Source organism: Prevotella sp. TF12-30 (assembly GCF_003436715.1).
Taxonomy (GTDB): domain Bacteria; phylum Bacteroidota; class Bacteroidia; order Bacteroidales; family Bacteroidaceae; genus Prevotella; species Prevotella copri_A.
This window is the reverse complement of record NZ_QSQJ01000029.1, coordinates 1-14,858: the sequence shown is the minus strand read 5'-3', so window position 1 is coordinate 14,858 and position 14,858 is coordinate 1. Positions and strand designations below refer to the sequence as shown.

Genomic DNA, 14,858 nt, shown 5'->3' with positions numbered 1-14,858 from the left:
ATTACTTTATTATTTTCTAAAACCAGTATTTTTCTCGTTTGATGGTGCAAAGATACAAATTTTATTATAAGTACGGAAATTCTTTGGCTCGAAATTTAAGAAGAAATGTAGGAAAGTAAGAAAAAATGTTTCCTGAGGGGAAAAATATAGTGAATAACAGTTAAAGAAAGCGCCCCAAAATGCAAAGAAAGCGCCTCCACAATGGTGTGGAGGCGCTCAGCTTATGATGAATATGTTTCAGATGGAAGAATTACTTCTTCTCTTCTACTGCCTTTCTGTAAGTCTCGTTCTTAACGATGAGAGTTCCTTCTTCTGTATCAACAGATACCATATCCTTTACTTCTGCATCGAGACCCTTGCGAATGAGGTTGATGCTGGCAGATGGACCCTGTGGCTTGACATCCATATCCCACTTGAAGTAGTCCTTGTCAAGACCAGTGGTCTTTACTGTAAAGTCTGCGTTGACAGTAATGATGCGCTTTCCGTCAGCACTCTTGTATTCACCAGCAACAGCCTGCTGGAATGCTGAGTCTGTAACCACCTCTTCTACCTGAGCTGCAGGGGCAGCAGCTGGTTTCTTTTCTGTGCATGCTGTGAAGGCAAGCATACCCATGGCAATAGCCATCAATGTAAGTTTCTTCATAATCTTGATCTTTTAATTATTGATGTTTTGAAAATATTACTTTCTTTAGGATGTGAAAAGCATAATCAGACTTGTAGCAAACATTGCTGCTATGCTGATCAGTCCTACTGATATGGGGAGATAATCATACTGGATGTTTTTCTTGCCGTTCTGAAACTCCTGGGTGTATGATCTTGCCCAACGGTTATAGGCATAGAATACAATCGATGCCATAACGAAGCCAATAAAAACTCCTACCAGCAAATCGCCAGGATAATGTACTCCCAGATAGGCACGAGAATATGTTACCAGTGCAGCCCAGAATGTCAGGAATATACTTAGCTTCCTGTTTCTTACCAGATACATGGCGAATATGGCTACGCCCCACGAGTTGGCGGAGTGGGAGGAAGGAAATCCGTATCTGCCGCCCCGGTATCCATCAACCACGTGTACCATATAGGATATGGAGTTGTCCAGGTTGCTTGGGCGGAGACGTCTTACCAATGGCTTGAGTAAGCCTGATGCTGTCTGGTCACAGAGCAATACGAGGAGCGCTACTGCTAGAATAGTGACTATCGTTACCTTCCAGTGGAAATTCTTAATCATCACGAAGATGAACGCAGCATAAAATGGAACCCATGTGAATCGGTTGCTCACCAAAACCATGAAGTAATCGAATAGTTCACAGTGCATGCCATTGAGAAATAGCAATATCGCTGTGTCTATCTGTTCCAGATAATGAATGAGTTCTAGCATTGTTGCCTTTACTATTTTTGTTGATATTTATATTCTCTTTTTTACTGTCATTCAATATGTTGCCTATTTCTTGGCTAAGTCATCGTATAGCTTCTGGAGATAGGCTTGACCTCGTTTCAGATTAAAGCCTTTTTCGCCTTTGTCATATACGATTCGCTTGGCTCTGTTGTCGTAGATGAGCGAGTTCTCTTCTGAAACAATACCAAATGCATCGTTCACCGCAAAGAATGCGAATTTAGGTGTGGCATCACTCATCATGTTCTTACTGAAAGTGAATTCCCTGTGCTCTACTCCCAGCTGACCGAGCAGGGTGGCTGCAATGTCATGCTGTGAACCGATGATGCCTACTTTCATAGGGCGCGAGATAGCTCCACCTGCCAGGATGAGTGGAATCTGGTAACGGCTACGGTCGTGATCGTTCAGATTTTCCTTGTAACCTCCCACATGGTCTGGTACGAACACGATAAGCGTATTCTTCCATCTTGGCAGTTTGCGGTATTCCCTGACGATAGCACCCATTACGCTGTCGGTGTAGGCGAAAGCATTCAGACGCTTGTCTTTCAATCTGTGATAAGGCACCTCGAAAGGCTCGTGGCTGCTGGAAGTCTGCAATATTCTCAGCATAGGACGCTTCTCATTCTGCTGTGCCTTGATGTCTTCCATCATTCTGGCTGCTACGATATGGTCTGGCACACCCCATTTGCTCAGCTTGTCTTCTATCGGGAAGTTGGCATCAGAAATGATATGCTGATAACCCTGAGAAACAAGATAGGAGCGCATGTTGCAAAAATCTGCATCTCCACCATAATAATAGGTGGTTTTGTAATTCTTGTATTTCGCCAGGTTGCGGGCTATGGATGGCAACTGGCTAGTCTTGCGTGGATAGCGCATGATGCTGGTTGTGGGCTGTGCAGGATAGCCGCTCAATATGGAAACCATACCTCTGTCTGTGCGGAAACTGTTGGCATAGAATCTTGTGAAGAGGATACTCTGCTGGGCGATGGAATCCAGGCATACTGCAACATCCTTGTATGAGCCCATGGATGGCATGATGTCGCTGGCAAAACTTTCCATGATGACAATGAGAATATCAGGAGTTCCCTTCTTGAAGGTTGCCTCATTGAGTAAAGGGTAGGTGTTCTCATCGCTTGTACTTGTCATCGTAGCGAATATCTTGTCAGCCTCTTTATCTTTCATGAAGCGATACTGTGAGGCGAAGTCTTCCTGGTGAGTAATCGATTCCAGGAGGCTGAACAGCGGATTCACGGCTGAGTGGTTCAGATAGGCGTTCTGACTGTAGTATGCCTGTCCTGTGTTCATCGTAGAAACGGTGATACCACCTCTGATAGGCAGGAAGAGTAAGCCTGTGAGCAGGAGGAGTATGATGGATGTACGGCCACGATGGCGGTCGAAGTCATCGAATCGATTTCTTTTACCACTTCCGAGTCCTCCATATCCGTAGGCATAGCGACTGTATTGCTGGCGTTTCTCGCCTCGCATTCGCAATGTGAACCAAACTCCAATGGTCAGAACTATCAATATGACAATTGAAAGAATCACTTGCCAGATGCTTACACTGGCGATGGCGTCAGCCGGTGAAGTGAAGAAGTAGAAGAGTGGAGTACTGTCCAATGGATACTTCCAGTATGGATAAAGACTTGCGTTAAGCAGGAAACTGCAAGTGATGAAAAGTGAGGCAATTATGAAGTAGATGTTCATAATTGGTTTAACCAGCTCTCTTTTCAGCCATACCACGGCAATGGAAAGAAAACCAGGAATCACAGATAAGTAACCAGCCATCGATAAATCGAGTGGAAGTCCATGCCAGATAACGGCAGGCAACTCCGTGAAGATATTGTCGACAGGTTGTGTGGCAGAACCCTTTTCCAAAAAGAGGAACAGCGGCTTCTGCAAAACAAACAATACTACAAACGTAGCATAAGTCTTAACAAACCATATAATTTGCTTCATACGAACGTTGAACTTTTCTATATTTAATGTTTAAAATTTCTATATTAATAATGTATCTGTATGCAAAATTAGGAATAATTTTCGAGATAGACAATTATTTTTATAGTTTTTTTCAAAAAAGTGCCAAAAAATTTGGTAGTTTAATAATTTTGCCGTATCTTTGTTGTATTAATTTATTACGCATTATGGCTAAGTATAACATTCAACCCAAAAAAGAGAAGTCAGCAAGATATCAAACCTTGCTGAGTGAGGAGACTAAAGACCGCCTCCGTGATGAGATTATCCGTCTGATTGTAACGGAGAGAAAATACAAGGATCCTGAGTACAACTCTAAGAAGTTGGCTGAGGACCTGAGCACGAACTCTCGTTATATTTCAGCAGTGTGTGCAACTCGATTCCACAAGAATTATTCAGAGTTGGTTAATGATTATCGTGTGAACGATGCAATGTCGCTGCTCACAGATAAGCGCTACGCAAAGATGAGCGTGGAAGATATCAGTGAGATGGCTGGATTCAGCACTCGTCAAAGTTTCTATGCAAACTTTTACAAGCGTCTGGGCATAACCCCACGTCAGTATCGCCTCGAACATTCACAGCATAAGTAACTGCGTCTTATAGAAGCAATGCCGCTCATATAAAAATGGCTGTACAGGACAGTTTCTTGTACAGCCATTTTTATTTTGTATTACAATCTATATTCGCTGGCATTTAAGAGAGATCATCATCAGACTTTATTTTCTTAAAAAATGCTTGAGCACCTTACTGGTTGTATTCTTTGATATCTGGCGTATCGCCTTGTCTCTGATCTGGCGTACACGCTCTCGTTTCAGCTGCAGGTCTTCTGCAATTTCTGCCAGTGTTTCATGTGCCATTCCTATACCATAGAACTTAGAGATGACTATGCGGTCGCGTTCTTCCAGTTCTCTAACGCAACGTTCCAAGTCGTTGAGCATCTGGGAGAAAGCCGTATTGTCGTCTGCCGGCTGGGCATCCTTGTTGATCAGGATGTCGAGTAGGGTGTACTTGTTTCCCTCACTGATAGGGGCATCGATGGAGACAGCTTTTGCAGCATTGCGTGGAGCATGCTTTTTCTGATCCTTTGGTACACGATAGAGTGCTGCCTGCTTGTCGATTGTCTGCTGCATCGCCTTGCGAATGAAAGGGGATGCATAAGCCACAAACTGCGAACCGCGTTCGGCATCGTATTTTTGAGCTGCCGTGAGCATCGCCAAAGTTCCTTCGCTAACCAAGTCATCGAAGTCAACACCATTACCACGATAGTGGTTGGCTACCGATTTTACGTAGTTGATGTTATCGCTTACCAACTTATTGATTTCTTTCTCTGTCATATCTCCTTTGGGTCTTTTAATTCATGAATGATGTTTATGATGCAATTTTCTGCCGAGAGAAACTCTTGCGTGATTGCGTAGTGTGCTCTCTCTACTGCAAAAATACAGAGAAATATTTGAAGAAACAAATTTTGCTCCCAAATATTTCTCATTTTAACATTCTGCAATACCTATTTGCATAGTCCGGCGTACGGACAATACTCGCAGCGTTTCTTGTCGCTGGTAGGGCGCAGTGGCAATGCGGGATTGTAGATGTCGGCAATCAGACTGCGGAGATGCTCCATAAAGTCTTCTTCATACGGTGTGATATCTTCTATCTTTTCCCTGCCTAGTTTTAGGGTTGGGTCGTAGTCTTCTGCACCTGCATTCTGTATGAACAGCAAGCCTGGTGATACGGGATCCTGTGCTGAATTGTATCTTTTGCTGTTCTTGATGATCATCGAGTAGAGGAAAGCCTGCAGATAATAATCCGTATGCTTGCTCAGTGCCTGGGGAGTTGCCGAGAACATCTCATCTATATCCTTAGGATGGGTTGTCTGTGCTCTTCCCGTCTTGTAATCGATGACTCTGATGCGTTCAGAGATGTTCGATATAGGAGAAATGGCATCCAGACGGTCAATGAAACCACCGATCCTGAACTGCTTTTCGCCCCTGCTTGTGTTGACTTTCAGTGTATCTGAAACTACCAATTCCATACCGATGATGGTAAATGGTGTCTGGCGCCGGTCTATGGAGATGAGCTGTCGCAAATAGCTGGCTATTACCTCCTTGTTGATGAGTTGCAGACCGTTGTATTTCGGATGATAGTCGTTGTTGCCTACCTTGAAGAGCTCTTCTCTGAAGGCCTGATCTACCAGTCTATCTACCAGCATCTTATCCTTCATTGCCTGGTCCAGGATGTCTGCAGTGATGACGATTGGGCGGATGAGCTGCTGCTTTCCTTTCTCATCTGTCTGGATATCGCTCTTGCTGGCAAAGCCATAGTAGAAAAGTTCGGCTGCCCGATGGAAAATATTTCCGAAGATGCGGTTATCTACTTCGTCTTCATCAATTTCATCCGGCTCCAGCAATCCCTTTACATATTTATAATAGAACTGCTTCTGACATCTCTGGTATGTATTGAGAAAAGTAGGTGTGAGCATTCTTACGTCGTCAAGTACCTTCATCACTTCTTCGGTCTTTGGCTCTTCGTCGTATGCCGGGCGAAGGGGTTTCTGACCAGCGATGAGGGTCTTGCGAACAATAGGATGCTGACTTTCTACCATCAGCTGGAGCATGAATCTGCTCATCTCGCCCGATTGACCATCTTCCGTAGCATTGTTGTAGGTAAGCGTGATGTCGTGGGCACGCTGCAACATACTGTGAAAGTAGTAGGCAAAGATGGCTACCTTGTTTTCTACGGTGGTGAGACCGTAAGCTTTGCGCAGGGAGTAAGGGATGAATGAAGAATCGTTCACGCCCTTTGGAATTTTGCCTTCGTTGCAGGATAGAACCAGAATATGATCGAAATCGAGGTTTCTGGTTTCGAGTACACCCATTACCTGTATTCCTTCTGCCGGCTCGCCATGAAATGGTATGCTTGTGGTCTGGATGAGCTGCTGTATCAGTCGTTCCAGAGTGATGGTATCTACCTCTAGGTCGCCGGATGTGATGAGTTCCTGCAGGCGGTTGAGTAGGGTGTAGGTGCGATAGAGTGATTCGTGGAATAACGGATCATTCAAATCCTTTGCCTGGGTTCCTATCATGCGCAGAATATCAAGCAAGTAGCTGATGAGCTGCTTGTTGTAGCTGTTTTGCGTGGCTTCTGCCGTCTGCTCTTCCAGGTTTCTGAAAAGCAGGGATAGTCCTTCGTCTCCATCCATGCTGAGGAAATCGCGCGAAGGGTAGAAGCGTTTCTGCTCTTCCAGCTTTTCAAGCAGGTCGGTATATCGAGAGCTGATGAATCTCGTATAGGGATGGCGCAATGCTGTGAGCACATAATGAAGACGGTAGGTCTCGCTATGCTGTGGATGACCTATTCCCTGCAACTGGATGAGCTGCTGGATGAGACTGTAGAAAGGTGTTTGCTGCAAAGGATAGCCTATCGTGATATTGACGCTTTTCACCTCTTCCGGAAGTGAATGTATCACACTCTGCAAGAGGTTTTCGTCGCTCAGTACGATGGCTACATTGCGCCCCATCTTGTAGCGGTTGTGCTCCTTGAGCCAGGCGTTTACGTATCTGGCCTGGATGTTCTCTGTTGGTGCGGATATGTAGGTGATATCCTTGTTCTTCGACATGTTGTCGTAGATGTCTTTCTGCGGATAGCTGGCAAGTTCGTTGGGATAGTGCTTCAGATACTGACGGATGTAGTGGCCGGCTTCATTTTGTCCCTCCATATAGTACTTGTCGTAATCCCAGTAGAAAAGGGCTTTGCCCTGTTTCATCAGTCGGTCGCATAGTGTCTGTTCTACGATCTGCATCATATTGAAACCGATGAAGAGATACTTCTTGTAATGGAAGTCTATATTTTCATCGTTTACTACCTTGCGATAGAGTGCTCCTTCATAAGCCAGTTGCTGTTCGGCCAGTTTCTGGTTGAATCCTACGTAGATATCGTAGAAATGTGACCATAACTGCAGGAATCGCTTCTTCAGTTCTGTATTGTGATCATCAGAGAAATTGCTGAAGAATTTCTTGATCATTGCTTTCTGATAGTCTGTGAGATAAGAAACATCGTCGAGTTCATGGATGTCACTCAGATTGGCAAAGAGCAGTTTGGCATCTACCATGTTCTTATCTACATCGTCAAAATCGGCAAGGAGGAGCTGCCCCCAACCGTAAAAGTGATCGAGGGTCTCATCAATGCCTGTGCATGCTACGAATACCTTGTGCAGGTCGCAGATAGACTTGATTGGGTCAGCAACCTTCAGGTCGGAGTGCCGGCGGAAGAGGTCGCTGATGGTGATGTATGTGGGAGTCCAGATCGGCTTGCCGGCCAATTGCGCCAGATAGGTATTGAGGAAGAGCGCTGCACGTTTGTTTGGAAAAACCACTGCGATGTCGCTCATGTTGGTGCCGTATTTTGCCAGCATATCCTGGGCTACTGTTTTCAAGAATGCTTTCATTGTATATTGTTTTTTATTATCTTTGCATTTCTTTTATTCATCTATAATACTTCTTCTATTTTGTTCGGATAAACATACCAGAGGTATCCCTTGACATGAGCATGTCCCATACTTTCGAGCAGCTTCATATAGCCTTTTATCTGGTCGTGGTATTCCGGCTTCGGTTTACCGAATTTGAAATCTACCACCACGGTTTCGTGCTCATCTTTCATCACTCGGTCTGGGCGATGCTCTACCATGTTTCCGTCCTTGTCTGTGCTGATGATGGAACACTCATTGAAAACATTCCATCGGTCAGAGAACCAGTCGCTTACCTTGTCTGATTCCAGACGTTTGCGAATCATCTTCTCCACTCTGTCTCGCGAGATGTTTTCATCGTAGAGAACTCCATCAAGTTCCAGCTGTTTCAGTGCTCCTTCAATATCATCTCTTGTGCGGATGGTAGAGAAGAGACTGTGCAGTACTGTACCCATCTTGATATAGAATTTCTGCTGTTCTTCCTGTTCATCTCCTTTGATGAGATCGCGGCTCTTGTTACTCTGTCTGAATTCTGGAAGCTTAGGTGATACATTGATATCTATCTGCATCATTTCTGCAGGCATGGTAAAGACATTTCTGTTGATTTTCATCTCCATCTTTACTTTTTGCTTGGGTACCACCGGTTCGCCATATTTAAAGATGATGTCGTTGGTCTTACTGTCTGTACCGATGCCTTCCAACTCTACATTTACCGCGTCGGTAAGCATTTCGTATGCTTCTTTCTCTGCATTTTGCTTCAGCTTCTCAGCAACTTTTTCCAGTGATTTTTCGATGATTCCCGAACGGTAGGCTGTAGATGCGCGTTTGCCGAAGACATAGAGATTATGACTGGCTCTGGTGAATGCCACATAGAGCAGGTTCAGATTATCTACGATGTTCTGCAGATGTTCGTGATGGTAGTCATCTTCATAGATGCTTCCCTTCATCTGCTTGGCACTGAAATCTACAGGTACCAGAGGGAGTTCGTTGTAAGGAGCTTCCTGAGGAGTACACCAGATGGTATTGGCTTTCTCCAGCTGCCAGTCGCAGTATGGCATGATGACATGGTCGAATTCCAGTCCCTTACTCTTGTGGATGGTGATGAGTCGGATGCCCTCGATGCCGTCACTATGGATGCTTTTTTCGTGGAGATTGTTTTCCCATTCCTGGAGAAACGCCTCGATGTCGCTGCTGTTGTCTGTCAGGAAGGAATTCAACTTGTCGTAGAAGGCACATACGTAGGCACTTTGCACTTTCATATCTTCTATCTCGCCAAGGTGAAGTTCCGTAAACAGTCTTTCGGTCAGGTCGAGTAGAGGCATCTCCAGCAATTCCTGACGATTCTCTGTAATCAGCTCAACCACCTTTTCATCATCGAGATAAGTATGGGCAAACTTCAAGAGTGTGGCGCGGGCAATATCGTCGGCAGGGTGCATCAGCAGCTTCAGGGCTGTGATGAGTATCTGTACTGCCTGCGAAGCGTCGAGGCGGAATGCTTCGTCTGAAACCATCTCATAGTCTGAATGCTCCATAAAGTAGGCTGCGATATCCTGGATGGTGCGGTTGTTGCGCACGAGGATAGCGATACGGTGGGTGGGAACACCACGCGCTGTCAACTCATCTACTGTCTGCAGACAGAGTTGCATCATGCGGTCTTCTTTATTTTCTGCATCATTTTCTTCATCGTCCTCCTGTGTCTTGAGAAGTCTCACTTCAACATATCCCTGCACCTTTTTCTTCTCCGGAACTTTCTGTTCTACATCGGCATAGGCTGTAAGCAGTTGTTGGGCAGTTTCCGGTATCGTTTCTGCCAGTTCGTTATATTCTTGCTGGGCGGCTTCTACGAAGAAGGCATTGTTGAAGTTGATGACATTGCGGTCTGAGCGATAGTTGGTGGCAAGGGTCTCTACATCCAGTTGTTTCTTCGGATTCTCAAACTGATCTTCTATGTTGTTGAGAAGTCGCCAGTCGCCTGAGCGCCAGCGGTAGATACTCTGTTTTACATCTCCTACAATCAGGTTGCCTGCATCTTCGCGGCTCATCGTTTCTTCCAGCAGCACCTTGAAGTTCTTCCACTGTATGGTGCTGGTATCCTGAAACTCGTCTATCATCACGTGGTTCAGCTGGGTACCGATTTTCTCGAAGATGAAAGGAGAGTCGCTGCCTTGGATGAGTGAGTGAAGCAATGTCTGTGTGTCGCTGAGCAGGAAGCGGTTAGCCTCCTGGTTCATTTCTCTCACCTTCTTGTCTATGCTGCCCAAGAGGCGCAGCTGGTTGAGGTGCTTGATGGTGAGGTTGGCGCTCTTGTACATTCTTTCGAGCATATGGCGGTGCTTTTCCGAGACCTGGAGGATAGGATGTAGAACATTCACCACATGCTGATAGAGTGGAAAATTGTTCTTGACTTCCGACTTCTTGACCCAGTTTTCCGGATTATCCAAGCATTTTGCTAAAGTCATGTTTTTGACGTCATCGTCTCCGTATTTTCCATTTCTCAATTTATTGAAGTAGCTCCAGATACCCCTTGTCTTGTTGTTGAGGTCATCGGCCGAATATCCTTCCTCTTCCAGCGCATCGAAAAAGGAAGCTGCGATTTCTTCGAATTTTTCTTTAGCCTGGTTTCGGGTATCCTTCATCTTGTCTTTGAATGCTTCGAAGAAGCCTTCTTCTTCCATTCGTTTTGACAGCTCGTCGGCGTGCTCCTTGTAGTAATCACGGAAGATGTGTTCACCGAACGACTTGATCTGACCAATCACATTCCAACTCTTGTCGTCTGCGATGTTTTCCTTGATGTAATCCATGATCCAGAAAAGCAGTTTGTCGGTGCTTTCCAGACTTTCTATCAGTTCATCCACAGCTTGCTGTTCCACCTGATAATCGTTCAGCCCGATACGCAGGTTGGCTGTGAGGTCGAGTTCTCGTGCCAGATTTCGCAAGACACTCTGAAAGAAGGTGTCGATGGTTTCTACTCTGAAATAGTTGTAGTTGTGGATGAGCAGGCGCAAAGCCTCTTCCGCATTCTTTCTAATCTGTTTTTCCGAAAGATGGGGGAGTGCGGCATGTATCTGTACCAGATACTGATCTGATTCGGGCAGCTCGTGGGCAATGCCATAGAGCTGTCCGAGAATACGCAGTTTCATCTCTTCTGTAGCCTTGTTGGTAAAGGTTACAGCCAGGATGGTGCGATAGGCGTGAGGATTGTCTATCACCAGGGTCATGTATTCGCGGGCAAGGGTAAAGGTCTTACCCGAGCCCGCACTTGCCTTGTAAACGGTGAGTTGTGAATTCATATATTGTTCTTTTTATTTCTTGATTGATAGGGGAATATCCCGTAGCGGATTCTACCAGTTTCTGAAAAGTTCGAAGCCGAAGCGGCAGCCTACGCCATCAAACTTTCCCTGTCTGAATGCTGCGAAGAAGCCGAGCGATATCAGACGCGTGCTTACACCATAGCCCCATTCTGTATAAGGGTAGAGGTGTTTTACCACCAGACCGCTGGTATAGAGTCTTTCTGATTCTACATATCTGCCTATCAGCGGAAGCCAGGCGGCAAGAATCATCGGAGATTCATAGGTGAAGTTGGCACGCAGGTAATAGTTGCTGGCATTATACCAGTAAGACGACAGCAGTTCGAAATCGCCCGACCATTCATCGTTCCAGCCTCCCGGAATGTTATTGTCGTGGAAGTTGGTGTAATCTACGAAGTCCCAGTGTGCTCCTCTTCGGGTATAGAAACCTGTTCCGAAACGCATCGAGTACGATCGTCTGCGGGAAGAATAGAGAATCGTCTGGGCATCAAACTCGGCTCTTCCGTAGTCGATGTTGCTGCCCAGCAGTTTTTTGAAACCTTGCTCATAGTCGAGTTTCAGCACGATGCCTTTCTCTGCTTTAGGTCTCCATTCTATTCCGATGGCTGGAGCCACAGACTTGTATTTATCCGGATAGCCTATGGATTGATAGAAATCCGGACGGATGGCAATGCGGTTGTGCGCTACCATTCCCAGTTCCATCGCCCAATGTGGGGAGAGGCGCCAGTGGTTGGTGAGTCGCATGTAATTATCCTTGAATTCCGTAAAGGTGGATTTTCCCATCAGAAGAGAAGGTATCTCCGATGGAGAGAACCCTCCGATGCTGTCTTTCGGATCCATGTATCCCAACGCCTGGCGAGCCAGCTTGTTGGTATTGATGCGGTTGCCGTTACCGATTTCCAGCTGCAGATAACCCTCGTGACGGGTATTGTAGTTGAGTCTGACAGGAATACTGTAGTAGAAACGATGCTGGCGGAAACTGTAACCGCCTTTTATTCCGGCTGAAAGCTGGATGTTGTCATTGAAGGCATACTGTCCGTTGATCTTGAACTTATACACCACACCCTTGGATTCCGAATATCCCATATATAATGGATTGAACAATGGGTCGATGCGGAAATAGCCCTGCTGCTTTTTGCCGAAGTCGCTGGAAATTCTGTTCAGCAGGTTATCGCCCACGATATCCCAGAGCACATCTTTTGCGAAATCTTTCTTCTTTTCTCCCTGTGCTGCAGCTTTCCTTTTTCGCTCTTCCTGTCTGTCGTAATAGATGCGATAGATCATTTCCTCATCGGTGTTCAGCTTGATGGGGCGTACTTTTGACATCATGGCGGTATCTGCGCTATTCTTGATGGTATCTTCCAGAACTTTTGGCAGATCGTATATGGTGGTGTATTTGCCGGTAATCTTATTGCCCATGAAACTGAAGTTGGCGCGCATGTCACACTTGACTGGTCCCAGCGACTTGTAGCCTTTCTTGCCCATCGTCACGGAGATGTAGAAACGGGTCATATCGTATTCTCCCTCGAAGTCGCACATCTGAATCTGTCCGTTTTGGATGCGGACGATCGCCCTGGTTTCTACCAGCTGGGTGTTTTTGATGCGTGGGTAGGCGTAAACCTGAGCCATACCATAGAGCAGTGGCGTGACGGAGTACTTGTAGTATCGTCTGTTGGAACGATGGAAAGGGGAGAGGATGTTCTCCTGAAAAAGGTTTTCTCCATACACATTCGGCGTCATGTAGTTGAGCGCAGCGCTCATCGTGCTTTTGCGGTGTGGAATGGTACTGAGATTGAGCAGTCGGTGGATGACAGGTGCTCCCTTCTCATTCACTTCGATGCGGTTGTAGAATTCGCTGATGAACTTTCTACCTGCACCGTAGGAGATGGCGTACATGGTAGGAACGAGAGCCAGGGTGGCGTTTCGCTTGTTGGTACGCATCTGGAATTTGGTGTAGGCATAGCTCGTATTGCTTCCTCTTCCCGTGGTATCTATCTTTTGGGCATAACAGAAGATACGCTGCATCACGGAGTCTGTGATGGCGTCCTTAGCCTTCACTCTTCTGGCTTCTGTTGTCAGAGGAAAGCTGATAGTCAAAAGGATGACAGCCGCTATGATGCGAATCAGTTGTATCTTCATATTTATCTATAAAAAAATCGGGTGAGGCTGAGTTGCCACACCCGATTGCAAAGTTAATGTAAATATCTTGAAAGTCCAAACTTTTAGCTTGATATTATACTTTTTTATCCTATAAAAATGATCTTGTAACTACTCTGCACCCATAGAAGTACCCCTATGGGCATGAGTATTCGTCTTACGGTTGTTATATTATCTTTACAAGATAAATGCTTCGTAAAAATCCCTTAAGGAGATATTTTCAAACCCTTAAGGAAAAATCTTTTTTTCCTTAAGGGAAAATATAAAAACCCTTAAGGGAAAAAATAGAATCTCTTCTTCCCCCATTTTACGGGTGTTTGAGAAGTTTTTTATTCGTTTAGAATAATATTTACATAGCTTTTTAGCAGGCTACGGCAGCCGTAAGGTCATGGCTCAGCAGATGAGTGGCGCTGGCTAGTCTTTTCTCTGAGATATGCGCATAGCGCTGCGTGGTACTGATGTTTCTATGACCCAGCAGTGTGGAGATAGTATATAGGTCGGTGCCCTGCGCCAGCAATAGCGAGGCGCAGGTATGGCGTAGGCAATGGAAGGTGAAGTGCTTGCAGGTGATATGGCAGTCCTCCAGCCATACTTTCAGATGCTCGCTCAGATGGTGGGATGAGAGCTGGGAGAAGAAGTAGCCTCCCGGCTCTTTGATGTCTTTCTCCAGCTGCTGCACTATCTGGTAGGCGAGGTCGGAGAGCGGAACCTTGTGCCAGCGCTGCGTCTTTCTGATCTTCTTATATATATAAGGTGTACCTTCTATCTCTATGATGTCGTCATGGTTCAGACTCAGGATATCGCTTTTCCTGAGTCCTGTAAGACTGCTCAGCAATACTGCCTCCTTTAATTGTGGAGTCTTGCAGGGTGTCTGTTTCAGCGTGATGAGATCTTCCATGGTCAGTGTTTCCTTTTCCTTATAGTGTGGATGGATTCTGTAGCTGCTTGGCAGCAGGTCGAACGGGTTCTGATCCAGCAATCCCTGTCTCACGGCTTCTCTCAATACCGATTTCAGGATATTCACCTTCAGATGGATGGTGCTGTCGGATAGTTTTCTGGGTGTCTTCATGTTTTTATGCAGGTCGTGGGCAGAGCGTAGGTAGTCGATAAACTGCTTGACGGTTTCCACATCCACCTTTTTCAGCGGAATGTTGCTTATGCCGGATTCTTCCAGGTGCTTCAGCATGCTCAGAATGCTGCCGCATCTTCCTTCATACATTTTCTCTCCTTCCCTGTGTCTGGCTTCCGCATAGTTTCTTGTGAATGCCCCTAATGTAATACCTTTTGATTTCTTACGTGCGTTTACTGCGAATTTTATGATTCGGCTAAAGAATGAAATCTTCATCATATCGTTTGTTGTTTAAAAAATGCTTTTTTAGTTGAATGCTGCCGCATCTTCCTTCATACATTTTCTCTCCTTCCTTGCGTCTTTCATCCGCATAGCTTCGGGTAAACTCTCCTAATGTAATACCTTTTGATTTTTTGCGTGCGTTTACTGCGAATTTCTTGATTCGGCTAAAGAATGAAAACTTCATCATATCGTTTGTTGTTTAAAAAATGCTTTTTTAGT

General features: G+C 45.5%; 10 protein-coding genes. 1 reads left to right on the top strand and 9 read right to left on the bottom strand.

The features are described 5' to 3' along the window. Positions 1-250: 250 nt before the first annotated feature. From DXD25_RS11015 to DXD25_RS11005, 3 genes are all read right to left on the bottom strand, one after another. On the bottom strand, positions 251-643 hold the full coding sequence (locus tag DXD25_RS11015; protein WP_117663546.1) for a hypothetical protein: 393 nt from the start codon (positions 641-643) through the stop codon (positions 251-253). Between the two features lie 45 nt (positions 644-688). After that, positions 689-1,378 (bottom strand): phosphatase PAP2 family protein, encoded by a 690-nt coding sequence (locus DXD25_RS11010; RefSeq protein WP_117663545.1) that lies wholly within the window; start codon positions 1,376-1,378, stop codon positions 689-691. A gap of 63 nt (positions 1,379-1,441) precedes the next feature. Then, positions 1,442-3,349: an LTA synthase family protein gene (locus DXD25_RS11005; RefSeq protein ID WP_117663544.1), complete on the bottom strand. Its 1,908-nt coding sequence runs from the start codon at positions 3,347-3,349 to the stop codon at positions 1,442-1,444. 185 nt (positions 3,350-3,534) lie between these two features. On the opposite strand from DXD25_RS11005, the gene DXD25_RS11000 reads away from it, so the two are divergent. Continuing rightward, complete coding sequence (locus tag DXD25_RS11000) at positions 3,535-3,954, top strand: helix-turn-helix domain-containing protein (RefSeq protein ID WP_089542465.1); 420 nt, start codon at positions 3,535-3,537, stop codon at positions 3,952-3,954. A 126-nt stretch (positions 3,955-4,080) separates the two neighbouring features. On the opposite strand, the gene DXD25_RS10995 is transcribed toward DXD25_RS11000, so the two are convergent. The 6 genes from DXD25_RS10995 to DXD25_RS10970 form a co-directional block, all read right to left on the bottom strand. After that, positions 4,081-4,698, bottom strand: a complete 618-nt coding sequence (locus DXD25_RS10995) for a sigma-70 family RNA polymerase sigma factor (protein WP_117663543.1) — start codon at positions 4,696-4,698, stop codon at positions 4,081-4,083. Positions 4,699-4,868: 170 nt separating this feature from the next. Further along, positions 4,869-7,805, bottom strand: a complete 2,937-nt coding sequence (locus tag DXD25_RS10990) for a PD-(D/E)XK nuclease family protein (protein WP_117663542.1) — start codon at positions 7,803-7,805, stop codon at positions 4,869-4,871. A 41-nt stretch (positions 7,806-7,846) separates the two neighbouring features. Beyond that, positions 7,847-11,113, bottom strand: a complete 3,267-nt coding sequence (locus DXD25_RS10985) for an exodeoxyribonuclease V subunit beta (RefSeq protein ID WP_117663541.1) — start codon at positions 11,111-11,113, stop codon at positions 7,847-7,849. A 51-nt stretch (positions 11,114-11,164) separates the two neighbouring features. Beyond that, the gene (locus DXD25_RS10980; protein ID WP_117663540.1) at positions 11,165-13,270 is read right to left on the bottom strand and encodes a DUF5686 family protein; all 2,106 of its coding nucleotides are present in this window, start codon (positions 13,268-13,270) and stop codon (positions 11,165-11,167) included. A 379-nt stretch (positions 13,271-13,649) separates the two neighbouring features. Next, complete coding sequence (locus DXD25_RS10975) at positions 13,650-14,636, bottom strand: site-specific integrase (RefSeq protein ID WP_117663539.1); 987 nt, start codon at positions 14,634-14,636, stop codon at positions 13,650-13,652. Beyond that, the gene (locus DXD25_RS10970; RefSeq protein ID WP_117663538.1) at positions 14,614-14,826 is read right to left on the bottom strand and encodes a hypothetical protein; all 213 of its coding nucleotides are present in this window, start codon (positions 14,824-14,826) and stop codon (positions 14,614-14,616) included. The genes DXD25_RS10975 and DXD25_RS10970 overlap by 23 nt, the downstream gene beginning before the upstream one ends. Positions 14,827-14,858: the final 32 nt, after the last annotated feature.